Source organism: Xanthomonas euroxanthea (genome assembly GCF_903989455.1).
In the GTDB taxonomy this organism is placed as follows: Bacteria; Pseudomonadota; Gammaproteobacteria; order Xanthomonadales; family Xanthomonadaceae; genus Xanthomonas; species Xanthomonas euroxanthea.
In genome coordinates, this window is sequence record NZ_LR861803.1 from 35,351 (window position 1) to 59,430 (window position 24,080).

14 protein-coding genes and 1 pseudogene are annotated in these 24,080 nt (G+C 68.3%); 6 read left to right on the forward strand and 9 right to left on the reverse strand.

Annotation, left to right across the window (positions count from 1 at the left end; genetic code table 11):
- Window positions 1-47: 47 nt before the first annotated feature.
- The 4 genes from H7A86_RS00155 to H7A86_RS00170 form a co-directional block, all read right to left on the reverse strand.
- On the reverse strand, window positions 48-1,136 hold the full coding sequence (locus H7A86_RS00155; protein ID WP_119130023.1) for an acyltransferase family protein: 1,089 nt from the start codon (window positions 1,134-1,136) through the stop codon (window positions 48-50).
- A gap of 673 nt (window positions 1,137-1,809) precedes the next feature.
- Window positions 1,810-3,291: an FAD-dependent oxidoreductase gene (locus H7A86_RS00160; RefSeq protein ID WP_115675515.1), complete on the reverse strand. Its 1,482-nt coding sequence runs from the start codon at window positions 3,289-3,291 to the stop codon at window positions 1,810-1,812.
- A 129-nt stretch (window positions 3,292-3,420) separates the two neighbouring features.
- The gene (gene gltB / locus H7A86_RS00165) at window positions 3,421-7,893 is read right to left on the reverse strand and encodes a glutamate synthase large subunit (RefSeq protein ID WP_119130024.1); all 4,473 of its coding nucleotides are present in this window, start codon (window positions 7,891-7,893) and stop codon (window positions 3,421-3,423) included.
- A gap of 202 nt (window positions 7,894-8,095) precedes the next feature.
- Window positions 8,096-8,476: an I78 family peptidase inhibitor gene (locus H7A86_RS00170; protein ID WP_104586236.1), complete on the reverse strand. Its 381-nt coding sequence runs from the start codon at window positions 8,474-8,476 to the stop codon at window positions 8,096-8,098.
- A 59-nt stretch (window positions 8,477-8,535) separates the two neighbouring features.
- Between H7A86_RS00170 and H7A86_RS00175 the strand changes: the two genes are divergently transcribed.
- Window positions 8,536-9,837 carry a DNA topoisomerase IB gene (locus H7A86_RS00175; RefSeq protein WP_232099351.1) on the forward strand — a complete coding sequence of 434 codons (1,302 nt, stop codon included), beginning with the start codon at window positions 8,536-8,538 and terminating at the stop codon, window positions 9,835-9,837.
- Between the two features lie 2 nt (window positions 9,838-9,839).
- Here the strand turns inward: H7A86_RS00175 and H7A86_RS00180 are convergent, their stop codons facing one another.
- Entirely contained in the window at window positions 9,840-10,403 is a 564-nt protein-coding gene (locus H7A86_RS00180) for a class I SAM-dependent methyltransferase (RefSeq protein WP_232099144.1), read from the reverse strand.
- Between the two features lie 349 nt (window positions 10,404-10,752).
- Between H7A86_RS00180 and H7A86_RS00185 the strand changes: the two genes are divergently transcribed.
- Window positions 10,753-11,073, forward strand: a complete 321-nt coding sequence (locus tag H7A86_RS00185; protein ID WP_119130026.1) for a hypothetical protein — start codon at window positions 10,753-10,755, stop codon at window positions 11,071-11,073.
- Window positions 11,074-11,298: 225 nt separating this feature from the next.
- Here H7A86_RS00185 and H7A86_RS00190 read toward each other — a convergent pair whose 3' ends face one another.
- Window positions 11,299-11,643, reverse strand: coding sequence for a hypothetical protein (locus H7A86_RS00190; RefSeq protein WP_119130027.1), 345 nt, complete (start codon window positions 11,641-11,643; stop codon window positions 11,299-11,301).
- Window positions 11,644-11,906: 263 nt separating this feature from the next.
- Between H7A86_RS00190 and H7A86_RS20820 the strand changes: the two genes are divergently transcribed.
- The 4 genes and pseudogenes from H7A86_RS20820 to H7A86_RS00200 all read left to right on the forward strand — a co-directional run bounded on the left by H7A86_RS20820 (window position 11,907) and on the right by H7A86_RS00200 (window position 13,596).
- Entirely contained in the window at window positions 11,907-12,161 is a 255-nt protein-coding gene (locus H7A86_RS20820) for a hypothetical protein (protein WP_232099150.1), read from the forward strand.
- A pseudogene (locus tag H7A86_RS20825) lies at window positions 12,161-12,250 on the forward strand (pirin family protein); the annotation flags it as partial. The gene H7A86_RS20820 and the pseudogene H7A86_RS20825, both read left to right, overlap by 1 nt.
- Window positions 12,251-12,332: 82 nt before the next feature.
- The gene (locus H7A86_RS20830; protein ID WP_232099152.1) at window positions 12,333-12,773 is read left to right on the forward strand and encodes a hypothetical protein; all 441 of its coding nucleotides are present in this window, start codon (window positions 12,333-12,335) and stop codon (window positions 12,771-12,773) included.
- A 208-nt stretch (window positions 12,774-12,981) separates the two neighbouring features.
- Window positions 12,982-13,596 carry an FMN-dependent NADH-azoreductase gene (locus tag H7A86_RS00200; protein ID WP_119130028.1) on the forward strand — a complete coding sequence of 205 codons (615 nt, stop codon included), beginning with the start codon at window positions 12,982-12,984 and terminating at the stop codon, window positions 13,594-13,596.
- A 206-nt stretch (window positions 13,597-13,802) separates the two neighbouring features.
- Here the strand turns inward: H7A86_RS00200 and H7A86_RS00205 are convergent, their stop codons facing one another.
- The 3 genes from H7A86_RS00205 to H7A86_RS00215 form a co-directional block, all read right to left on the reverse strand.
- A complete protein-coding gene (locus H7A86_RS00205) occupies window positions 13,803-14,750 on the reverse strand; it encodes a LysR family transcriptional regulator (RefSeq protein ID WP_104650095.1) in 948 nt (315 codons plus the stop codon).
- A 425-nt stretch (window positions 14,751-15,175) separates the two neighbouring features.
- Window positions 15,176-15,394: a hypothetical protein gene (locus H7A86_RS00210; protein WP_119130029.1), complete on the reverse strand. Its 219-nt coding sequence runs from the start codon at window positions 15,392-15,394 to the stop codon at window positions 15,176-15,178.
- On the reverse strand, window positions 15,391-24,048 hold the full coding sequence (locus H7A86_RS00215) for a glycoside hydrolase family 94 protein (RefSeq protein WP_119130030.1): 8,658 nt from the start codon (window positions 24,046-24,048) through the stop codon (window positions 15,391-15,393). The genes H7A86_RS00210 and H7A86_RS00215 overlap by 4 nt, the downstream gene beginning before the upstream one ends.
- Window positions 24,049-24,080 lie beyond the last annotated feature (32 nt).

Consider the following 24,080-nt stretch of genomic DNA (forward strand, 5'->3'; position numbering starts at 1 on the left):
GTTGGATCGATGGCGCCGGTGAGCGGCACCATCGGCACGCAGGCCCACTAGGCGGACACCGGTGAGCCGTGCAGCGTGCCGACGGCAGGCAACGCGCTGCGTGGGCGGCGGACCGGCATCGGTGCGGAGAACAGCAGGTTCAGCGCAGGCAGGCGGCCGGGCGCGCGCAGCAGGCACAGCACGGCCGGGACCAGTACGCCGACCCCCAACAAGGCAAAGAACAGCACCGCTCCCTCGTCGATCCAGCGCGGCAGCAGATAGGCCAGCACGATGAAGGGCGGAAAGTGGCTCAGGTAGAACACCACCGAGTTGCGGCCCACATAGCGGATCGCCTGCGCGGCCGGTTGCCGGTTCGCCCACATCGCCACAGCGACCAGCAGTGGCAGCGCGATCATCACCAGCGGCAGGTAGCCGATCCAGATGCCATGCAGCGCGGTGAGATTGGCGATCAGCACGATGGCGCACAGGCTCAGGCACGACAGCGGCCAGATCCAGCGCGGTGCCTGCCGCAGCAGTGCCGGCACCCGGCCGGCCAGCAGCGTGCCGATGTAGAAGAACGCAAAGTAATAGAACGGATCTGCGCCCTGGCGCAGCAGCGGACCCAGGCAGACCGAGCCCAGCACGGTCGCGGCCAGCACCAATGGCGGCGGCAGCCGACGCAGCAAGGGCATCAGCACCAGGAACACGAACAGGTAGAACAGGAACCAGGTCAGCGCCACGTTGCCGACCGCGATCTTGCCCAGATCCAGCCAGGCGATGGGTTCGGCCTTGGCCAGCACCGAGCCTGCCTCGCGCAGGGCGAAGATCAGCACCGACCAGAGCAGGTACGGGTACAGCACGTGCCGCAGCTTGCCGCCAAGGTAGGGTGCGATGCCCTTGTCCAGCCCACGCGCGACGAACAGGCCCGACAGCAGGAACATCAGCTGCATGCGCAGCGGTGCCAGCGAGCGGTTGAGGTGCTCGATGGACAGCATCAGGGCACTGGCTTGCTCGGTCGCGCCGCCGCGCAGTTCCGGGTAGGCATCGAAGGCGAAGCCATAGGCGTGCAGCACGATCACCATCAATACGCTGGCGCCGCGGAGCCAGTCCACCCAGTCGTCGCGTCCATGTTGGCTGGTAGCGAGTTGCTGCGTCATGAGGTTGCTTCCTTGGTGAGGCCCACGGCTTCGCCGCCGCGTGGCGCGGCGACACGTGAACGAGGTCTGGAGTCCACGGCGGCGGCGTTGCCCGCACCCGGGATGGAACCGACTGCTGTCACTGCCCGGCACCTCCAGGTCGGCGCAGAACGTCCTGCGCGTCGGGGGTGATTGATTGGGCCGGTACTACGTGGCGACAGAAGATATGTGACTTAAATCACACTTCCACAGGGGGTGCAATCGTAGAGGCTGCAGATCGCGGCAGCCCTGCGGGCATGCCGATTGCGGGCGCTGGCGTGCGTGCAGCGCGTCGAATGGCGGCCAGACGCTTGCGTCTGCCGCCGCCGCGCACCGGCCGGCGCGTGCTGAGCGCGAGGCCAATGGCGGAGCCACGTGGTGTGTTCGTCGCGCGCTGCGGGTCGGACCGGACACGCGCGTGCGGAGGCGAAGCTGGCTTGCGCCTGGAGGCGCCTGGCGGCGTGGCAGGCAGGTGCGCGCCTGGTCTTGCGCCAGGTGCAGGCGATTATTGCGTCGCGCATGCGGGCGTTTTCCCGCGCCGTGGATACGCTGCAGCGCGCAGCGTCATCCAGTCTTGCCGCGCAGGCCGCATGCGGCTTGCCTGCAGGCGACGCGACAGCCAGCGCTGGGCACCGAGCCCACGCGCTGGTCACACTCAGGCGGCGGCGGGTTCCTTGACCTGCGCCTTGACGCCCAGCAGCTGCACGATGCTGCCGGCCGCGTCGCGGCCTTCGGCCACGGCGGTGACCACCAGGTCGGCGCCACGCACGCAGTCGCCACCGGCGAACAGGCGCGGGTTGCTGGTTTGGTAGGGCAGGCGGCCGTTGTCGTCGGCCGGTGCGACGATGCGGCCGTTGCTGCCGGCTTCCACGCCCTGCGAGGCCAGCCAGTCGGGCAGGGTCGGCGAGAAGCCGAATGCGATGATCACCACGTCCGCTTCCAGCAGCGATTCGCTGCCTTCCACCGGCACCGCATTGCGCCGCCCGCTGGCATCGGGGTCGCCGAGCCTGGTCTCCACCACGGTGACGCCGATGGCCTCGTCGTCGGCGCCGGATTCGATCGACAGCGGCTGACGGTTGAACAGGAAACGCACGCCTTCCTCGCGCGCGTTGGCGACCTCGCGCGCCGAGCCCGGCATGCTGGCCTCGTCGCGGCGGTACGCGCAGGTGACCTTGGCCGCGCCCAGGCGGATCGCGCTGCGCACGCAGTCCATGCCGGTGTCGCCGCCGCCCAGCACCACCACCCGCTTGCCGTTGAGATCGGGCAGCGCCATCTGGTCTTCCCAACCGGCGATCGGCCGGCCGTGCGGGTCGTTGCCGCTGACGATGCGGCTGTTCTGCACCAGGAACGGCAACGCCGGCAGCACATTCTTCAGGTCCTGCCCGGGCAGCCCGCCATCGGTGTAGCGGTAGGCGCCGGTGCCCAGGAACACCGCGTCGTATTCGCCCAGCAACTGCTCGATGCTGATGTCGCGGCCCACTTCCACGCCCAGGCGGAACTGCACGCCCATGCCTTCGAGAATCTCGCGGCGCTTGCCGATCACCGACTTGTCCAGCTTGAAACTGGGAATGCCGAACTGCAGCAGCCCGCCGATCTGCTCGTAGCGGTCGTAGACCACCGCCTCGATCCCGGCACGCACCAAGCGGTCCGCGCAGGACAGGCCGGCCGGGCCGGCGCCGATCACCGCCACCCGCCAGCCGCTCGGCTGCACATTGCCCAGGTCCGGGCGCCAGCCCATCTTGAACGCGGTATCGACGATGTATTTTTCCACCGCGCCGATGGTGACCGCGCCGAATTCCTCCAGCGTGCAGCTGCCTTCGCACAGGCGATCCTGCGGACACACCCGCCCGCACACTTCCGGCAGCGGATTGGTGGAATGGCACAGCGCGGCGGCTTCTTCGATGCGGTTTTCCTGCACCAGCTGCAGCCACTGCGGAATCGCGTTGTGCACCGGGCATTTCCAGCTGCAATACGGGTTGCCGCAGTCCAGGCAACGGCCGGACTGGTACTGCGCGTCGGCCTTGTCGAACTTGCCGTACAACTCGCCCCAGTCACCGGAGGTACGCAGCTCCACCGGAATGCGCGTGGGCATGGTCCGGGGCAGGTCGAGGAATTGGAAGGCTTGCTTGCGGCTCATAAAAGAAATCCGTGGCTGATTCCCTTCTCCCGCGTGCGGGAGAAGGTGCCCCGAAGGGGCGGATGAGGGTTGCGGGCCACCGGCCCTCACCCCCGACCCCTCTCCCGCGAGCGGGAGAGGGGAGCACGACTAGGCGGCGCGCCGCAGCGACTCAGTCAGCGACTCGATGCTGGCGGCCTTGGGTTTGACCAGCCAGAACTTGCCGATGTAGTCGCGGAACTCGTCCAGGATCTGCTGCGCCCAGATGCTGCCGGTCAGCTCGCGGTGGCGGCTGATCAGGGTGTGCAGGTGCTGGCGATGGTTCTCGAAGCCCTCGGCGGAGACGCGGTGGATGTCGATCAGCTCGTGGTTGTAGCGGTCCACGAAGTCGCGTTCGATATCCAGCACATAGGCCAGCCCGCCGGTGAAGCCGGCGCCGAAGTTCAGGCCGACCTTGCCCAGCACCAGCACCACGCCGTCGGTCATGTATTCGCAGCAGTGGTCGCCTGCGCCTTCCACCACCGCCAGCGCGCCGGAGTTGCGCACCGCAAAGCGCTCGCCGGCGCGGCCGGCCGCGAACAGCTCGCCGCCGGTGGCGCCGTACAGGCAGGTGTTGCCCACGATCGGCGTGCTGCGCGCCTCGAAGCGCGCACCGCGCGGCGGACGCACCACCAGCCGGCCGCCGGCCATGCCCTTGCCGACATAGTCGTTGGCCTCGCCTTCCAGCTCCAGCTGCAGGCCACCGGCGTTGAATGCGCCAAAGCTCTGCCCGGCGGTGCCGCGGAAGCGCAGGTTCAACGGCGCATCGCTCATGCCGTGGTTGCCGTGCACGCGCGCGATGGCGCCGGACAGGCGTGCGCCGATCGAGCGGTCGGTGTTGTGGATCAGGAAGCGATGGTCGCCGCCGGTCTTGTTGGCGATCGCATCGGCCAGCAGGCCATCCATCTGCGTGGCCAGGCTGTCGGGCGATTCGTACAGGCGCTGGGCCGCGCAATGGCTGCCGTCGTAGCGCGCATGGGTGAGCAGGCGCGACAGATCGACCTTGACCCCGGCACGTGGCGAGACCTCCAGCTGTTCGAGCAGGTCGGTGCGGCCGACGATGTCGTCCAGCGACCGCACGCCCAGGTAGGACAGCCACTGACGCACTTCCTCGGCCAGCAGGCGGAAGAAATGCTCCACGCGCTCGGGCAGGCCGGTGAAGTAGTTCGCGCGCAGGCGCTCGTCCTGGGTTGCCACGCCGGTGGCGCAGTTGTTGAGGTGGCAGATGCGCAGGTACTTGCAGCCCAGCACGATCATCGGCGCGGTGCCGAAGCCGAAGCTGTCGGCGCCGAGCAGCGCGGCCTTGACCACGTCCAGGCCGGTCTTCAGGCCGCCGTCGGTCTGCAGGATGGTGCGCTCGCGCAGGTCGTTGGCCACCAGCGCCTGGTGCGACTCGGCCACGCCCAGTTCCCATGGCACGCCGGCATAGCGGATCGAGCTGACCGGGCTGGCCCCGGTGCCGCCGTCATGGCCGGACACGGTGATCAGGTCGGCGCCGGCCTTGACCACGCCGGCGGCAATGGTGCCGACGCCGGCATGCGCCACCAGCTTCACCGACACCAGCGCGGTCGGGTTGACCTGCTTGAGGTCGTAGATCAGCTGGGCCAGATCCTCGATCGAATAGATGTCGTGGTGCGGCGGTGGGCTGATCAGGCCGATGCCAGGCTTGGCGTAGCGCAGCCGCGCGATCAGCTCGTTGACCTTGTGGCCGGGCAGCTGGCCGCCTTCGCCGGGCTTGGCGCCCTGGGCGACCTTGATCTGCAGCACTTCGGCGTTGACCAGGTATTCCGGGGTCACGCCGAAACGGCCCGAGGCCACCTGCTTGATCTTGGAGCGCTTCTCGGTGCCGTAGCGGGCCGGGTCTTCGCCGCCTTCGCCGGAATTGCTGCGCCCGCCCAGGCGGTTCATCGCAATGGCCAGTGCTTCGTGCGCCTCGGGCGACAGCGCGCCCAGGCTGATCGCGGCGGTGTCGAAGCGGCGCAGCACATCGGCCGCGGGGGCGACCTCGTCCAGCGGGGTCGGGGTCGCGGCACGCTTGAGCTGGACTAGGTCGCGCAGCGTGGAGGCCGGGCGCGCATGCACCGCGTCGACGTACTTCTGCCAGTCGCCGGCATCGCCGGTGCGGGTGGCGCGCTGCAGCGTCATGACCACGTCCGGGTTGTACATGTGGTACTCGCCGCCGTGCACGTACTTGAGCAGGCCGCCCACTTCCGGCTTGAGCTGGTCGTTCCAGGCGCGTGCGGTGAGCTCGCGCGCCTCGGTGTCCAGCCGCGCCAGGCCCACGCCGCCGATGCGGGCGGGCGTTTCGGCAAAGCACAGCTCCACCACGTCCGGGTCCAGCCCGACGATCTCGAACAACTGCGCGCCGCGGTAGCTGGCGATGGTGCAGATGCCCATCTTGGAGATGATCTTGGACAGCCCCTTGTAGATGCCCTTGCGGTAGCGGCGGCCGATCTGCGACTGCTCGCCGCCCTTGCTCAGCTGCAGGATGCCGCGCCGGCCCAGGTCGAACAGCGTCTGGTAGGCCAGGTACGGATACACCGCGGTGGCGCCGAAGCCGAGCAGGCAGGCCATGTGGTGCGCATCGCGCGCGGTGCCGGTCTCGATGATCAGGTTGACGTCGCAGCGCAGGCCCACCCTGCACAGGTGGTGATGCACCGCGCCGGTGGCCAGCAGCGCATGCGCCATCGGCCGGTCCGGCACCGGGTAGCGGTCCGACAGCAGCAGCATGACGGCGCCGGCGCGCGCGGCCGCTTCCACTTCCTGGCAGATGCGTTCCAGGCCGGCCTTGAGGCCTTCCTCCACGCTGTAGGACAGGTCGATCAGGCGGTTGCGCTCGACGTACTGCTCCATCTTCAGCAGCTGGCGCAGCTTGCGCTGGCTGAGCACCGGCGAGTTGAGGATGACGTGGTTCACCGTCTCCGCGCCGGCATGGAAGATGTTGGTTTCCTTGCCGAGCTGGGTGGTGAGCGACATCGCGATGCCTTCGCGCAGCGGGTCGATCGGCGGGTTGGTGACCTGCGCGAAGGCCTGGCGGAAGTAGTCGTACAGCGGCCGGGTCTGGCGGCTGAGCACCGCCATCGGGGTGTCGTCGCCCATCGAGCCGGTGGCTTCCTGCTCGGTCTCGGCCAGCGGGCGCAGGATCTGCTCCACTTCCTCGGTGCTGAGCTGGAACAGCTTGTGGTAGCTGCGCAGGGTCTGCTCGCTGAAGGGTTCTTCCACCAGCGAGGGGTCGATCAGTTCGGTCTGCAGGTAGGTCACGCCCTGCTGCAGCCATTGCTTGTAGGGCGCGCGCGCACGGTTGATGCGGTCGATGGCGTCCGAATCGAGCAGATCGCCGCGCTTGAGGTCGATCGCCATCATCTCGCCCGGGCCCAGCTTGCCCTTGCGGGTGATGCGCTCGGCCGGCAGTTCCCACACGCCGGCCTCGGAGGCCACCAGGAAATGGCGGTCGGAGGTCAGCATCCAGCGCGCCGGGCGCAGCCCGTTGCGGTCGAGCATGCAGGCGGCATAGCGGCCGTCGCAGGCGACGATGCCGGCCGGGCCATCCCACGGCTCGGTGTTGAGGCCGTAGAACTCATAGAACGCAGCCAGGTCGGCGTCCTTGAACTCCAGCGACTGGGTCGCCGGCGGCACCAGGATGCGCAGCGCCTGCAGCAGGTCCATGCCACCGGCGATCAGCAGCTCCAGCATGTTGTCCAGGCTCTGCGAATCGGAGCCGTGCATGGAGATCACCGGGTCGAACTGCGCGATATCGAAGCGCGGGGTCTGCCACACCTTGCTGCGCGCCTGCGCCCAGCGGCGGTTGCCTTCGATGGTGTTGATCTCGCCGTTGTGGGCGAGCAGGCGGAACGGATGCGCCAGCGGCCAGCGCGGCAGCGTATTGGTGGAAAAGCGCTGGTGGAAGACGATTGCGCTGGAGGACAGGTCGCTGCGCTGCAGGTCCGGGTAGAACGTGCTCAGCTTGTCCGGCAGCACCATGCCCTTGTAGCTGATGCCGTTGGGCGACAGGGTGGTGACATAGAAGTCCGCCACCTCACGCAGCACCTGCTCGGCGCGGCGGCGCGCCAGAAACAGCGCCAGGGTGAAGCTGTCCTCGCTCTGGTCGGCACCGGCATCGACGAAGACCTGCTCGATGCGCGGCAAGGTGTCGCGCGCCAGCTGGCCGCACACGCTGTCGTCGGTGGGTACCACGCGCCAGCCGCGGAACTGCACGTCGGCGGCGTGCAGCTGGGTTTCCAGTTCGGTACGGCAGCGTGCCGCATCGCCCTCGTCCAGCGGCAGGAACACCACGCCGGCCGCGTAGCGCGTGCCCACGGTGATGCCGGCGTCGCGCGCCAGCCCGCGCAGGAACGCATCGGGTTTGCGGATCAGCAGACCGCAGCCATCGCCGGTGAGCCCGTCGGCCGCCACGCCGCCGCGGTGGGTCATGCGCGAGAGTGCCGCAATCGCGGTGTCCACCAGCGAGCGGGATGGTTGGTCGTCCAACTGGGCGACCATGCCAAAACCACAGGCGTCGCGCTCATCGCGCGCGCTGTTGTAGAGACCGTAGTCGTTGAGCCCTTGGCGAGTGCGGGGGGCCATGTCTGCCTCTTTGCGATCTGGGAGAGCGGCGACGACGTTGCAGCGCTCGATCCGTGGAGCGTTTCGAAGAGGTCACCGGATGATCGACTAGACCACAGTTGATGCGGTGCCGCAATACACCGTTACAGCTGCAACGAGGGCGGCCGCGAGGCCTTGTGCCAGCTGGCTCGGCGCCTGTTCGCCAACAGGCGCCAGGTGGCGCTCAGCCGCAACGCACCGAGGCGATCACGTTCTTGGCATCCACTTCCAGGTTGAGCCGCTCGCCGTTGAACTCCATCGTGGTCATCTGGCCGGGTTTGAGCACGCGCACCGATTTGGCGCCGGCATCGGTGCGGGCCTGTTCGCTCACCGCGTCGGTCAGCGCCTGGCCCACCAGCGACTGCACCTGGGTGGCATCGCAGCTGCCGATCGGCGGCGCCTCGGGCGCGGCGGCCGGTGCCGGTGCGGCGGCTTGTTCGGCGGCTTGCTGCGCCTTGGCGGAGACGGCTTCCTGCTCGTCCGGTTGCGGCGAGCCGCAGGCACTCAATGCCGCCAGCACGACCAAGGTACAAGCCAGGCGGGCGGTAGGCAGGACAGCGCGCATCGATAACTCCAGCACAGTGAGGGGAAGCCCAAGCATAAGCAGAAAACCCGCCCGCGGGCATCGCTTGCCCACATGGCGTTGTCGCAGCGTTGACGCGGCCTAGTCCCGCCCGGCCCAACAATCGGCGCCTGTCCTTCGATCCGTGCGCAATGAAAGCCAAACGTGTTCTTCGCAATGCCGCAGCCACCGCCAGTGCGGCCGGCAAGCTGGCCTCCGTTGCCGCCGGCGCGGTGGCCGCCACGGCCGCGGTGGCGAGCGTGGCCGCGGTCGCGCAGGCCAAGGCCACCGCGCGCGCGGCCGGGCTCACCTACGTCAACGATCAGCAGCCCGGCATCAGCCGCCGCAAGGCCGGCAAGAGCTTCAGTTACCGCAGCGCAGACGGGCAACACGTGGCCGATGCGGAGACCTTGCAGCGCATCCGCGCCCTGGCCATTCCGCCGGCGTATACCGAGGTGTGGATCTGCGCCAAGCCCAACGGCCATCTGCAAGCCACCGGGCGCGATGCGCGCCGGCGCAAGCAGTACCGCTACCACGCCGATTGGGCGCAGGTGCGTGGCGAAGGCAAGTTCGAACGGGTGATCGCCTTCGGCCAGGCGTTGCCCAAGCTACGCCGCCGGCTGCGCCGCGATCTGGTCCTGCCGGGCTTTCCGCGCGAGAAGGTGCTGGCGATCGTGGTGGCGTTGCTGGCCGACACCCTGGTGCGCGTAGGCAATGCCGAATATGCGCGCAGCAATCGTTCCTACGGGCTGACCACCTTGCGCAACCGGCATATGGAATTCCTGCGCGGCGGACGTGCGCGGCTGAAGTTCCGCGGCAAGAGCGGTCAGGATCACGATATCGAAGTGGACGACAAGCAGCTGGTCAAACTGATCCGCGAATGCCAGCAATTGCCGGGGCAATCGCTGTTCCAGTACCGCGATGACGACGGCCAGCTGCAGCCGGTGGATTCGGGCGAGGTCAACGACTACCTGCGCGAAGCGATGGGCGAGGATTTCACCGCCAAGGATTTCCGCACCTGGGGCGGCACGCTGGCCGCGCTGCAACGGCTGGCACGCCTGCCACTGCCCGAGCGCATGAGCGAACGCGCGCTGACCCAGGTGCAGAACGATGTCATCCGCGAAGTGGCCAACGCGCTGGGCAACACGCCCTCGGTGTGTCGCAAGGCCTACATCGACCCATGCGTGTTCGAAGGCTGGCGTGCCGGCCACTTGCAGGCCATGGCCACCGGCGTGCGCGGCGAGCGCCAGTGGGAAGCGGCCACGCTGCGCTTTCTGACCGACTCGCGCAGCAAGCCAGGCAAGACCAGCAGCAAACCGCGCAAGGCGGCCGGGGCGCGCCCGCGCCGTGCAGCATCGGCCTGAGGCTATCGCCGACAGGCGCGATGCTGGATGCGGTAGGTCGTCGCAGGCGGCACGTTACGGTAGGTGCGCCCGATCCTGACGGCCTCCAGATCCAGCGCGTCGAGTATCTGCGCCGGAACCGAGCACTTGAATCCGTAGGTAAACAGGTACAGCCGGCCGCCGGGCTTCAACTGCAGGAAGGCGCCACGCAGGATCGCGGCCACCTGATGCGCCGGCATGTTCAACAAGCCAAGGCCGCAGACCACGGCATCGACGCAGGCTCCATCGATGCGGGGTACCGATTCGAGATCGGCAACATCCATCTGCAGCAAGCGTGCGTGTGGAAAGCGCTGCCTGAGCAACGCGGAGAAGGTGGCGTTGTATTCGAGCAGGATGAGGTTCTTTTCCCGCACGCCCTTGTCGATCATTGCCTGAGTGAACACGCCGGTGCCCGGCCCGAGTTCGAGAACGCGGCCGGTCTGTTCCGACAACTCGGATGTGATGACGGAGGCGAGTGCGCGTCCGGAGGGGAGTATCGCGGCAACGGAGCAGGGTGCGGTGAGCCATTCGCGAAAAAACGACGTCATATACGAACGAGCCATCTATCCTCACAACATTGAAAGAGTTCGTTCAAACCGTAGCTGCGCACATCGATGCAAATGCGCGATCGTGCGAAAAACAAGGCTAAAGCAAGACGCTGTCCGCCGTCTGTCCTGACTGCGAATCGGCCACGAGAGTTCAGGTTCTTATCAGCATTGGCGCCGTGGCAAGGCCACGTTGGCACTGCACTGATGACGTCATCAAAGAGCAGGTGTCTGTGCGATCGTCGCTGCAGGCGATGGCCTGGTGCAGTGCGCCGCGCTTGCACGAACGCCTGCATCGCACAGTCGGGCGACAGCCAAACTGCGCGGTGGGCACAGCGCGTCAATCATGCAGATGCTGCGCACCGACAGCAGCGGCGATGGCGCGCCGCTGCGCACCATGCCGAACAACTGGCAGGTCATGCTCGGGTGTGCAGGCACGAGCGCATCCAGGCGATTTGCACGCACTGTCCAATTGACGCGTGCCATCGCACGATGGTCTGGCGTCGTCATCCGGCGTGCGGTGTTGGCAATGGACTGCAGGCCGGGCGAGATCAGCCGCCACGGCCGGCAGCGCGATCGCGCTGAGCGCCGATCCCTGGGGAGCTGTCATGGCGCCGACCAAGGCAGATGCCTGCATCCGGCCGCCGCATCGAACATGTTGCTGATCCACTAAAGCGTGATCAGCATCGTGGCGACGATTGGCGACATGCTGCCGCCTGCCGCACCGGCGGCTGGGACCAACGCCAGTTCCGTCAGCCCATGGGATAGCGCCCAGCGGTGCGGTTGGCCGGTTCGCCAGCGTGGGGCCTGGGCGTGGTCCGGCAGTTGCAGGCAACGTGGTGCCTGCGCGCTACGCGTGGCCGCCCGAGGTGGGGCGGCCACGATGCCGGGGCCAGTCTCAGCCGCAGTAGATCGCGGTGATGTTGTTGTTCGGGCCGGTCTCGACGGTGAGGTGATCGCCGCCGCTTTCGCTGGCGCCCTGGGCCGGGTCGGCCAGGCCGCTGGCAGTGGTACCGCCGGTGGCGCGTTCGCCGCGGCGCACGCTGACCTGCAGGCTGTCGCTGTCCACGCGCGCCCGTTCGATGGTCTGCGCCGCTGCGGCCAGGCCGACAGCGCCGCGCACCTTGTCGATATGGCACTGGCCTGAGACGGCCCCGTCGATGGGCTGCACCTGCGCAACCTGGTTGGAGGCACAGGCCGAGAGCAACAACACGGTAGCGAGCGGGGCGAGGGTGCGGATCATCGGGGGTCTCCAGCGGAAGAATATGGCAAGCGTGAAGAACCCGTTGTTGGCGTGGCATGAAGACTGCGCCGCAGGCGCGGCCAGACGCACCATGCCTGCCGCTGCCCAGGGCGCTGCATGCGTGACCCGCAGTGCCCGCCTGCGATTACTACGATTTCTGGACGACTCCACTCCACATCTTCCGGCTAGTCCATCAATCGGCGGATCTTTACTGTGTGCCTCACGGGGCCGCGCGCCCCACCACCGCCGCAAGGAGATCTGGCATGCACGCACAACTGGCGACCGCCGACACCGCTCAGCCGCAGCACACGCCCAGCGTGCTGGGCGCGCCGCGCCCGGTGGTGTTCCGCACCCGCGGCAGCACCCGCGGCCCGATCACCCGGCTGATGAGCCCGGGCGACCTGGGCCAGCTGGTCAAGCCGTTCGTGTTCCTGGACCTGTTCACCGTCGAGCCGTCGATCGGCGGTGCGCCGATGGGATGCACCCGCATTCGGGCATTGCCACGCTCACCTACCTGATGAGTGGCCAGCTGGGCTACGAAGATTCCACCGGCGAACAGGGCATCCTGCCGACCGGCGGGGTGGAGTGGATGCGTGCCGGCAACGGCGTCTGGCACGACGGCGGGCTGGCCGGCCAGGCCACGGTTAAGGGCTTCCAGCTGTGGGTCGCCTTACCCGCCAGCGAAGAAAATGCTGTATCTGTCGCCCGACGATGTGCCGGTGGCCGGCCCGGTGCGGGTGCTGCTGGGTCGCTACGGCGCGCTGGAAAGCAGGATCCCGGCGCCGGCCGACATGACCTACCTGGGCGTGCAGCTGCGCGGCGGCGAGACCTGGCGCTATGTGCCGCCGGCCGGTCACACGGTGGCCTGGATCGCGGTGCACGGCGGCCAGCTGGAAGCGGCCGAGACCATCGGCAGCGGCCAGATGGCGGTGTTCAAGGATGCCGAGCAGGCCATCGAGGTGGCGGCGGTGGGGGCGACCTCCTTCGTGCTGGGCTCGGCGGTCAAGCATCCACACGAGCTGGTGATGGGCCACTACTCGGTGCACACCAGCGAGGCCACGCTGGCGCAGGGTGAGGCGGAAATCCGCCGCATCGGCGAGCAGTTGCGCGCGCGCGGCCGCCTGGTCTGAGCCCGACGCCAGCGGCCGGCCATGCATGCCGTGTGGCCGGCGCACAGCGCGCCGGTTGCCAGCCACACCAACGCACTGCCGACGCTTCCCAACCGGCGCGTCTTCGGCAGCTCATCTCAATTGCAAGCTCCACCACGTCGATGCGTGTGCGCCTGCGCCACGCGTCGCCGGACCCCTCACCTCCCACACGTTTCCAAAGGTACCCGACATGAAACTGCTCCATCTCGATTCCAGCATCCTCGGCGCTTACTCGGCCAGCCGTCAGCTCTCGGCGGCCACCGTCGCAAGGTTGCAGTCCGGCAACAGCGATATCGCAGTGACCTACCGCGATCTGGCCGCCGAGCCGCTGGCGCATCTGTCCGGCGCGCATCTGGCGGCCCAGCAGAATCCCACCGGCGACCAGAGCCCGGCACTGGCCGCTGAACTTGCCACCAGTGCGGCGGTGCTGCAGGAGTTCCTGGACGCCGACACCGTGGTGATCGGCGTGGCGCTGTACAACTTCACCATCCCGACCCAGCTCAAGGCCTGGATCGATCGGGTGCTGGTGGCCGGCAAGACCTTCCGCTACAACGCGCAGGGCGTGCCCGAAGGGCTGGCCGGCAACAAGCGCGTGATCCTGCTGGTGGCGCGTGGCGGCTTCTATGGCGCCGGCTCGCCGATGGCATCGCTGGAGCATGCAGAGAGCTACATGCGCACCGCGCTGGGCTTTGTCGGCGTGCACGCCCCCGAGGTCATCGTGGCCGAAGGCCTGGCCACTGGCGCAGACGCCCGCCAGGCGGGGATTGCCAGCGCCCAGCAGCAGATCGATGGGCTTGCTGCCTGAGTGATGTGGCGGGCGATGCGTGCCGGGGGGCATCGCCCGCGCTGGCGATCATGTCATCCGTTTGCACGGTGCCGATCTTTCACACGTGCCGACACTGCATCGAGCGGACAGCGTGCCGCTGGATGGACCACATTTCGCGCGCATGCTCGGTGCGAAGACTGGATCGAATCAAGGCGTTGAAACCGCCGCACTCCGCATCGCCACGCTCACCGCACGCCCGGCATGGCGACGCTGTTCGCCAAGCCAGTCACCTCTTTGCATTCAGCCGCATTCAATCGCGTCGTCACGGCCTGGATAAACGCCGACACCGCGCGCGGCAGATGGTGCCGGCTTGGATACAGCGCGTACAGGCTCTGGCCCTTGCGTTGAAAATCCGGCAACACCACGGTCAGGCGACCTTCGTGGATATCGGGCCAGGTGAGCGCCTGCGGCAACAACGCGATGCCGAGCCCGGCCACCGCCGCAAGCCGCAACGCGCGCGCGGTGGTGGCAGCCATGCGCGCCTGCACCTGGACGTCTTCGGCAAGCCCGGACGGGCCGACCAGGGTCCAGGTGGCGTACCCGCTCGGATGCGGGAAACTGAGGCAGTCGTGCCGCGGCAATTCATCCAGCCGCAGCGGCCTGCCGCGTGCCTGCAGGTAGCCGGGGCTGGCCACCAGCACATCGTTGGTGTCGGCCAGGATCTGGCGGCCGACATAGCCCAGGTCCGTCACCACACCGCCCCGGAAGGCCACATCGATGCGCTCGGCGATCAGGTCGGCCTTGGCGTCGCTGAGCACGAATTCCAGGCGCACGCGCGGATGCGCGGCGAGAAATTCGCCCACCCATTCAACGCGGAAGAAATCCAGGAAATCCGCCGGCGCCGCCACCCGCACCAGGCCGGCCGCTTCCTCGCCACCTGCCACCAGGCTCTGCCCGGCAGAGGTCAGCCCGTCCACCGCGTCGGCGCAACGTTCGTAAAAGGCCTGCCCGGCATCGGTCAGGGTGAGCTTGCGGGTGGAGCGTTGCATCAGGCGCGTGTCCAGCTGCGCTTCCAGCTGCTGCACGCGCCGGCTGACGCTGTTGGGCGCGGTGCCCAGGCGGCGCGCGGCCTCGGCAAAACTGCCGCTGCGCACCACCTGCACGTACAGCGCAATGTCATTGAGATCGATCACCAGCGGCCTTGGTAGGTGCAAACGCGGAGTCTAAGCGTGCTGGCTGCGCGCAGTCGATCATGACGGCATCGAGTGCTGTATGCGGCAGCTGTGGCTCCAGGGCCCTTCCCCGCCCACCATCGCAGGACACGCCGCAAGTACGTCCATGTAGGCTCTTACGCGGCATCCATGCCGCGTAAGGTCCCGCGACGGTGAGCGGGCAAGGACCCGTCGAGATGGTCGATACGCAAAGCTAAGAGCAGTGCTGGGTGCGCCTTGTTCAATCGTGAAGCATCGGCTCCACGTCTGATGCACACCGCACGAGAGACAGCTTTCAGATGAGCGCCGACCAACTGTCTGGTGCGGTGTCCTTGCCGGTTGCGGGACCGTGTGGCGGCATGGATGCCGCCACCGAGCCGCCGCCGTGGAGATTGCCGGCGCGCTTATTACGTGCGCGTCAGGCCATGGCGGTGCAGCAGCTGCCGCAGGCGGCGCTGCACCCGCTGCAGGTCCGCCTGGTCCGCCTCGTCGAGAATGCCTTTGGCCAAGGCATCGAATTGCGGCCAGAACTGGCTGGGGTCGCGCACCCGCTGCGGCCAGACCGACAGCATCTTGCCCAGGTCGGCGAGTTGATGGCTGGTATGGGTATGTCTGCGTGTGCTCATGTCGCGTCCGCCGGCCAGTCCAGTGCCACAGCGTGAACCGCGCCGTCGTCAACCAGGGTGAAAGCCAGCTCGGCCTGTGTCACGCCGTCGATCTCCAGCCGCGCCTTGATGCCCGGGCGTTGGGTGACGTCGATGACATAGGTGCTGCTGCCGAAGCGATAGCGCAGCTGGTAGCCCGGCCAGCCGGCCGGGATGCACGGCACGATGTGCATGCGCTCGCCGTGGCGCTGCAGGCCGAGCAGCGATTCGGTCAGCAGCCGGTACATCCAGCCGGCCGCGCCGGTATACCAGCTCCAGCCGCCGCGGCCGGCGTGCGGTGCCACCGCGTAGACATCGGCGGCTAGCACATAGGGCTCGGCCTTGTAGCGTTGCATGCCGGCCGCGTCGCGGGCGTGGTGGATCGGGTTGATCAGGCCGGCCAGTTGCCAGGCGCGCGCGCTGTCGCCGCGGTGGGCAAAGGCCATCGTCGCCCACACCGCCGCATGCGTGTACTGGCCACCGTTCTCGCGCACGCCGGGGACGTAACCACGGATATAGCCGGGGTCGTGCCCGGTGCGGTCGAACGGGGGCACCAGCAGCTTGACGATGCCGGCGTCGGCATCCACCAGCTGCTGGTGCATCGCCTCCATCGCTTGCGCACTGCGTGCCGGATCCATCGCCCCGGACAGCACCGCCCAGCTCTGCGACAGCGAATCGATGCGGCATTCGTCCGAATCGCTCGAACCCAGCGGCGTGCCGTCGTCGAACCAGGCCCGCCGGTACCACTGCCCGTCCCAGGCGTGCTGTTCCAGCGCGGTGCGCAAGGCCTGTGCCTGCGTGCGGCAGGTTGCCGCGAACGCCGCATCGTCGCGCTGTGCGGCCACGGCGGAAAAGCGCAGCAAGGCGTCGTAGAGGAAAAAGCCCAGCCACACGCTTTCGCCCTTACCGTCCTTGCCGACCCGGTTCATGCCGTCGTTCCAGTCGCCGCTGCCGATCAGCGGCAGGCCGCGCTCGCCCAGCCGTGCCATGCCGCGCTGCAGGGCGAGCACGCAGTGCGCGTACAGCGACTGCACGTTGCCGGTGATCTGCGGCAGGTCGTAATACGATTCTTCGTCGGGCTTGAGGGCGCGCCCGTCGATGAAGCTCACCCGCTCGTCCAGCACGCTGGCATCTGCGGTGACCTCCAGATAGCGGCACAGCGCCTGCGGCAACCACAGAAAATCGTCCGAGCACTGCGTGCGCACGCCGCGGTCCTGCGGCGGGTGCCACCAATGCTGCACATCGCCCTGCGCAAACTGATGCGCAGCACAGCGCAGCAGATGCGCGCGGGCCAGCGCCGGCTGCGCGTGCACCATCGCCATGCTGTCCTGCAGCTGGTCGCGGAACCCGTAGGCGCCACCGGACTGGTAGTAGCCGCTGCGTGCCAGGAACCGGCAGGCGATGGTCTGGTAGAGCAGCCAGCCGTTGGCCAGCAGGTCCACCGCCGGGTCGGGCGTGCGCACCTGCACGCTGCCCAGCACCTGCTGCCAGTGCGCGCGTATCGCCAGCAAGGCGGCTTGCGCGGCAGCGACGCCGCGGCTCTGGCGTGCCAGTGCCAGCGCGGTGTCGCGATCCACCGCCGCGCCCAGGCGAAACACCGTTTCGAAGCTCTGCTCGGCCGCCAGCGTCACCGGAATCTGGATCGCCGCGCACGGGTCCAGGCCGGCACCCACGCGCCCGGACAGGCGTTGCCGGCCGAGTGCGGCGGGCGCGGCCAGGCTGCCATTGCGCCCGATGAATTCGCTGCGGTCTGCGGTGATGCTGCGGCTGGGCGCATCGGCATCGAAGAATGCCACCCGCCCGTCGAACTCGGTGTTGTACGGGTTGCGCGCGGTCAGCACGCTGCTGCCCAGGTCCACCTCGCTGACCACATGCAGCTGCGAGCGTGTGCGGATGTCGCCCAGCACCCATTCCACATAGCCGGTCACGCTGAGCCGGCGCGGGCGCCCGGACAGATTCTTCAGCCGCAGATGGCTGAACTTGATCGGCCGTTCCACATCGACGAACACCCATAGCTCGCTGCCGATGCCGTGTTCGATATGGCTGTAGACGCTGTAACCGAACCCGTGGCGCACCGTGTAGCGCGCGTTGCCGCGACACGGCAGCGCCATCGGCGACCAGACCTGGCCGGTGTCTTCGTCGCGCAGGTAGAACGCCTCGCTGGAGGCATCGCCGACCGGGTCGTTGTGCCACGGCGTGAGCCGGAATTCGTGCGCGTTCTCGGCCCAGCTGTAACCAGGGCTGCTGTCGCTGACCACCGTGCCGAAGTGCGCATTGGCCATCACGTTGCACCAGGGCGCCGGCGTGGCCGTGCCCGGGTCCAGGGTGATGCGGTATTCGCGGCCGTCGGCAGCGAACGCGCCCAGGCCGTTGTCGAACGCCACCGCTTCTTCGGCGGCGGCCTGCAGGGTGGTGTCCAGGTAGGCGGCGTGCGTGCTGCTTGGATAATCGGCGCTGTCCAGTTGCTGGATGGGTTCCAGCGCCGGCGGCAGCGCGCGTGCGTTGGGGTGGCGTTGCAGCTGCGCGTCCAGGCTGCCGTTGGCATCGCTGAGGATCGCGCGCGCCACGGTCTGCAGCAGCACGCGGTCTTCCTGCGAGATGTGTTCGATGGCGCGCACGAAGATGCCGCCGGGGCGGTCGAGCACATTGGCCTCGGGGTCGGCGGCGATCAGGCCCAGGATGGCGTCCTGCAGCGACTGCCGATAGCCGGACTGGCTTTCGTTCCAGATCACCAGATCCGCGCGCAGGCCTTTCAGGCGCCAGTACGCGTGCGCCTGCACCAGCTGGCGCACCAATTCCAGATTGTCCGGGTCGGTGATGCGCAACAGCACGATCGGCAGGTCGCCGGAGATGGCGTGACTCCACAACGCCGACTGGCCGCGGTGGTTGTGCAGCAGCACCTCGGTGTCGGCGCGCAGTTGCGGGTCGACGAACAGCACGCGCGCGGCCAGCCGCTCGTAGCGCATCGCGTCGTCCAGCGAGGCATTGATCTGCCTGCGGGTGACCTGGCTCTGGGTCAGTGCCAGGTCGAATACGCGATCGGCCAGACGGCGGTCGCGGTACTTGTCGATCAACGCGGTGCAGGCCGCGCGCTGTGTGCCGACGCCGTAGACCATGTCCACCTGCGCCTGTTGGTCCGGTGCCAGCGAAATACGGCAGCGGATCGCCACGATCGGGTCCAGCACCGAGCCGGCTGCGCCGGACAGGCTGGCCTGACCGTGCAGCGCCAGCGGATCGCGGGTGCTGCGCCCGCGCCCGACAAACGCGGCGCGGTCGGTCTCGTAGGAGATCGACGCCACATCGGCATCGTGCACGGCCACCAGGTGCAGCATCCACGGCTGCGCTTCGTCATGCCCGCGCGGGCGTCGCGTGCACAGCAGCGCCTGTTTGTCGGCCAGGATCTCGGTCTGCACGAACAGGTTGCTGAAGGCCGGATGCGCCTCGTCGGCCTGCGCCGGTGCCAGCACCACTTCGGCGTAGGTGGTGATTTCGATCACCCGCGTCTGCCGCGAGCGGTTGCGGATGCGCAGCCGGCGCAGTTCCACGTCGTCCTCGGCGGAAATGGCGATTTCCAGATGGCTGTCGTAGCGCTGGTGGCTGCCCTTGAACTCGGCCTTGGCCTCGGAAAAGATCGCCTCGTAGCGCTCCACCGGCACGCAGGTGGGCTGGTGCGCGGCCGACCACACCACGCCGCTGTCCACATCGCGCAGGTAGCAGAACGTGCCCCAGTGATCGCGGGTGCCGTCCTCGCGCCAGCGCGTCACCGCCATGTCGCGCGCGCGGCTGTAGCCACCGCCGGCCGAGGTCAGCATGCCGTGGTAGCGCCCGTTGGACAGCAACTGCAGCGCCGGCTGGGCCAGGCTGGGGTCGCGATGGATGCGCAAGGCCATGCCCGCCTCGGCGGCCACCGGGCGTTGCGCCGCGTCGGCCAGGCCTTTGACGTAGACGCCTGCGCGCGGTGCGCGCTCCTGCAACAGCAATAGCGTGGCCTGGAACTGCGGGTCGGCGACAAAGCGCCGCTGCATCGGCGCATCGCGCAACACGTGGTCCAGCGCCAGCAGCGCCATGCCCTGGTGATGCGACATGAACGAGCGCACCAGCGCGTGGTGTTCGCCACGCGGCACCCGCGACGGGGTGTAGTCGATCGCCTCGTACAAGCCGAAGCGCCCGCCAAATCCCAGCGCCTGCAGCTGCTGCAGGTTGCGGCAGGCCGCATCCGGTTCGACCATCAGTGCCATGGCGCTGGCATACGGGGCGATCACCAGGTCCTGGCCCAGGCCGCGCTTGAGCCCCAGGCCGGGCACGCCAAAGGCGCGGTACTGGTAATTGCGCCGCGTATCGACCGTGTTGTAGCCAGATTCGGACACGCCCCACGGCACCGCGCGCGCGGCGCCGTAGCGGATCTGCGCCTGCACCGCGCCACGCATCGAGCGGCTCAGCAGCGTCTGCGGGTAGCTGGGCATCACCAGATCGGGCATCAGGTACTCGAACATCGAGCCGCTCCACGACAGCAGCGTCGGTTCGGCGCCGGTGTCGGTGAGCGTGCGCCCGAGTGCGAACCAGCTGTCCTGCGGCAGCTTGCCCTGGGCAATGGCCACGAAGATCCCTAAGCGTGCCTCGGAGGCGAGCAGATCGTAATGCCCGCTGTCCAGGCGGTGGTCGTCGACGTTGTAGCCGATCGAGAGCAACTGCTGGGCGGGGGTGTAGAGGAAGTCGTAGTCCATCTGCGCCAGTTGCCCGGCGATATGCGCAAGCCGTTGCAGCTCCTGCACGCGTGCGGCGGCCCAGGTCTGTACGCCAGGTGTGTGGTGGCCGGCGGCGAGTTGGCGCAGCGTGGCGACGGCGGCGCCAGGCGTCTGCGTTGCGTGCGCATCGGTATCGGCAGGCGTGCCTGCACAATGGACCACCTCGGCCAGGGCGGCCGCACAGCTGTCGATCAAGCGTTGCGGCCACGGCTCGTCGTCGTCGCTGCCCGGCATCAGCGCCAGGAGCGTGTGGCTCTGCGCCAGCAGCAGGGCCAGCGCCTGCTCGGCCTGGTGCAGGTTCGGCGCGGGCTGGCTGCGGATGCGCTGCGCGCTCTGCGCCATTGCGTCCAGCGCCTCGGTGGCGGCGTCGCTGCGTGTGCGTGCTGGCGATGCCAGCAGGCCCAGGATGTCGGCCAGGCCATCGAATACGGCCATCGACACCGCCGGTGCATCCACCAGCGCCAGCAGCCCTTGCCGCAGCGTCAACAGATGCCCGACCAGGTTGCCGCTGTCCACGGTGGAGACGTAGCGCGGCAACAACGGCACCAGCGTTTCGGTGTCGTACCAGTTGTAGAAATGGCCGCGGTAGCGCGGCAACGTTTCCAGCGTGGCCAGGGTATCGGCCACGCGGGTCATCGCGCCGGCCACCGTCAGGTAGCCCAGATCGTAGGCGGCCAGATTGGCCAGCAGGCCCAGGCCGATATTGGTCGGCGAGGTGCGGTTGGCCACCACCGTGACCGGATATTCCTGCACGTTGTCCGGCGGCAGCCAATGATGCTGCGCCGTGCAATGGCTCTCGAAGAACGCCCAGGTTTGCCGCGACAATCCACCCAGGAAGGCGCGCTGCTCCTGCGACAGCTGTGCCACCGGCGCGGCGGGCTGCTCGCCCAGCCAGGCCATCAACCAGGGCGCGCCCATCCACGCCAGCCCCAGCGGCAATGCCGCCCACAGGGCCAGCGGCGACCACCAGGCCACCGCGGCGATCACCAAGGCCGCACTGCAGGCGGCGCCGGCCATCAGCTGTTGCTCGGCATTGCCGCTGCGCGCGCTGCGCTCCACTTCGCTGGAGGGCGCCCACTGCAACAGGTGGCGCCGGGTGATCGCCATCCGCACCAGCGTGCGGGCGATTGCCGACAGCTGCAGCCCCGCTTCGAATGGCAGGCAGGCCAGCACCACGCCGGTGCGCAGCAGGTGCTGACGCAGCCCCATCCCGACCTGGCGCGCGTGATGGCGCAGTCCCAGGCCCTCGGGCGGATGCGCCAGCGCATACAGCGCCGAACACAGCCCCGGCAGCAACCACAGCACCAGCAGCCACAGCGTCCAGCGCAACGGGGTGGGCGAGACCAGCCAGCCGATCACCAACAAGCCCAAGGCGGCCGGTGCCACCAGGCTGCGGCGCAGGTTGTCCAGCAACTTGCCGCGCGACAACCACGACAGCGGATTACGCGCGCGTCGACCGCCACGGTCGGGCACCCACGGCAACAGCCATGGCAACAACTGCCAGTCGCCACGCACCCAGCGTGCGCGCCGCTTGGCATCGGTGGCATAGCGTTGCGGATGCCGTTCGTACAACCGCACGTCGCTGAGCAAGCCGGCGCGCACGTAGCAGCCTTCCAGCAGGTCATGGCTGAGCACACGGTTGTCGGGGAAGCGGCCGGCCAGCACCTGCTCGAAGGTGGCCACCGCATAGATGCCCTTGCCGATGAAGGAGCCTTCGCCGAACAGATCCTGATACACGTCCGACACCACGCGGGTGTACGGGTCGATGCCCGGCTCGATGCCGAACATGCGCGCAAACCGCGATTCGCCGCCCTCGCTCATGCCGGTGCCCAGGCCGGGCTGCAGAATGCCGTAACCGGCCTCGACGATCTGCCCGGACGCATCCATGCGCGGCACATTCAACGGATGCGACATCGCCCCGACCAGCGCGCGTGCCGCATCCCGCGGCAGGTGGGTGTCGCTGTCGAGCGTGATCACATAGCGCACCTGCACCAGCGCGGCCACATCGCCCTGCACCTGCAGGAATTCGCTGGCTGCCTGCAGCCGCGCGTCGTCGGCGCACAGCAGGCGGTTGAGCGCCTCCAGCTTGCCGCGCTTGCGCTCTGCGCCCATCCAGCAGCCCTCGCCAGCGTTCCACTGGCGTGCGCGGTGCAGCAGGAAGAAGCGATCGCCGTGCGCATCGGCATAGGCCGCGTTGAGCCGGTCGATGTGCTGCGCCGCATGCGCCACCAGCGCCATGTCTGTGGGCAGCACTGCCTGCCCCGCATCGAGGAAATCGGTGAGCAGCGCGAAGTACAGCTGCGCGTCGCGGTTGGCCAGGTAGTGCACCTCCAGCGCGCCGACCAGCTCGTCGATGGCCTCGTGGTTGGCCAGCATGCTCGGCATCACCACCAGCGTGCGGCAGTCGGGCGTAATGCCGGCGCGCAGGTCCATGCGTGGCAACGGACGCGGGCGCACCCACAGCGTTGCCACCCAGTTGACCAGCGCAATGCCCAGCTCGCTGGCGGCCAGCAGCGCGATGCCGGCGGTGATCCACCGCAGCATTGGCGGCGCTGCACTCACGCCCTGCAGCAGCACGCCGGTCCATAGCAACGCGACCGCTGCGATAGGCAACAGGTAGACCGGTAGCGCAACGCGACGCGCACGTGGGCGCAGTGGCGCCGGCGTGCCTGACGCGGCTGGGTCGCGCAGCGCGGCACGCAGCCGCGGCAATCCCGCATCCACCAGGTAATAGCCCACGTGGCTGGCCACCGGCGTGGCGGCATCGGCGTGCGCGGCCAGCTGCAGCACCGCCTCGGCCACGGCCGGCTCGTCGCGCTCCAGGCGCTGCGCCAGCTGTTCCACCACATGCCGGTAGCTATCGCGGGTATGGAAATCCATGCGTGCGTAGACGTCGGCCGGATCCTTGCGAAGGCTCTGCTCGACCACGCTCATGGCCTCGACGAAGTCGCGCCAATCCATCTCGTCCAGGAACCGCAGGCTACCGATGCTGTTGCTGATCGACACCTGCTCGGCTGCCTGGCGCTGGCTTTCGGCGTGCACCAGCGCTTCCACACTGTGGCCCTCGCTTGCCAGCCATTGCTCCACCCAGGCGCTGGCCATCGACAACACCGGCCCGCGGCCCTGGATGCCACGCGTCAGCTCGGCCACGAATGCACCGGTGGCCGGCGGCTGCGAGCGTGCCAGGTCGGCCACCACCACCACCACATCCTTGGGCTGGGTGGCGGCAGTGGTGTTGAGCAATGCCGCCCAATGCGCCGCCAGGCTGCTGTCGCGTCCATCGTGCATGATGTCGTCGGCAATGCGGCGCAGGTTGTCGATCAGCGCCAGCCGCAACATGATCGGAATCGCCCACAGCTCGCCGAGCTTGAGTGGCACCACCTGCTGGTAGGCGGCGATGAAACGGCTCAGCGTGATGACATCCACGCGCCCGTCGCCATGCGCCACCACCTGCAAGCCCAGCTCATACACGCGCGGCAGGCCCACCGAGGTGGGCGTGCGCAGACGCGGCAATTGCCGGCTGTAACCGGGCGGAAGATGCTGGCGCGCCAGGCGCATCTGTTCTTCGACCAGATAATAATTGTCCAGCAACCATTCGCCGGCCGGGTGCAATTGCACGCCATCGGCCGCCATCTCGCTCAATCGTGCAGCGGTGCTGCCAAGCGAGCGCTGGTTGGATTTTAGCTGCGCCAGCAGCAGCTCGCGCGTGGGCCCGGTATGCAGCACATGGGCTTGCGCCAGCGCCTGTCCCAGCGCTTGCATCTGTTCGTCGCCGAACAGGGCCGCGCCTTGCGGCGCTGGATCGACCGGAGACTGTTGCAATGTTGCGGCTGGCTGCGTGATCGACTGCCACCAGAGGGAGAACGCAGAAGCCTTCCGCTGTAGCGGCATCGAGACATGACCTGTGCAGCAGGTGCGCCGCT

Bases quoted from the DNA above. Each gene is read 5' to 3' on its own strand.
- H7A86_RS00155 (WP_119130023.1), bottom strand. From the start codon at position 1,136: ATGACGCAGCAACTCGCTACCAGCCAACATGGACGCGACGACTGGGTG.
- H7A86_RS00160 (WP_115675515.1), bottom strand. From the start codon at position 3,291: ATGAGCCGCAAGCAAGCCTTCCAATTCCTCGACCTGCCCCGGACCATG.
- gltB (WP_119130024.1), bottom strand. From the start codon at position 7,893: ATGGCCCCCCGCACTCGCCAAGGGCTCAACGACTACGGTCTCTACAAC.
- H7A86_RS00170 (WP_104586236.1), bottom strand. From the start codon at position 8,476: ATGCGCGCTGTCCTGCCTACCGCCCGCCTGGCTTGTACCTTGGTCGTG.
- H7A86_RS00180 (WP_232099144.1), bottom strand. From the start codon at position 10,403: ATGACGTCGTTTTTTCGCGAATGGCTCACCGCACCCTGCTCCGTTGCC.
- H7A86_RS00185 (WP_119130026.1), top strand. From the start codon at position 10,753: ATGCTGCGCACCGACAGCAGCGGCGATGGCGCGCCGCTGCGCACCATG.
- H7A86_RS00190 (WP_119130027.1), bottom strand. From the start codon at position 11,643: ATGATCCGCACCCTCGCCCCGCTCGCTACCGTGTTGTTGCTCTCGGCC.
- H7A86_RS20820 (WP_232099150.1), top strand. From the start codon at position 11,907: ATGCACGCACAACTGGCGACCGCCGACACCGCTCAGCCGCAGCACACG.
- H7A86_RS20830 (WP_232099152.1), top strand. From the start codon at position 12,333: ATGCTGTATCTGTCGCCCGACGATGTGCCGGTGGCCGGCCCGGTGCGG.
- H7A86_RS00200 (WP_119130028.1), top strand. From the start codon at position 12,982: ATGAAACTGCTCCATCTCGATTCCAGCATCCTCGGCGCTTACTCGGCC.
- H7A86_RS00210 (WP_119130029.1), bottom strand. From the start codon at position 15,394: ATGAGCACACGCAGACATACCCATACCAGCCATCAACTCGCCGACCTG.
- H7A86_RS00215 (WP_119130030.1), bottom strand. From the start codon at position 24,048: ATGCCGCTACAGCGGAAGGCTTCTGCGTTCTCCCTCTGGTGGCAGTCG.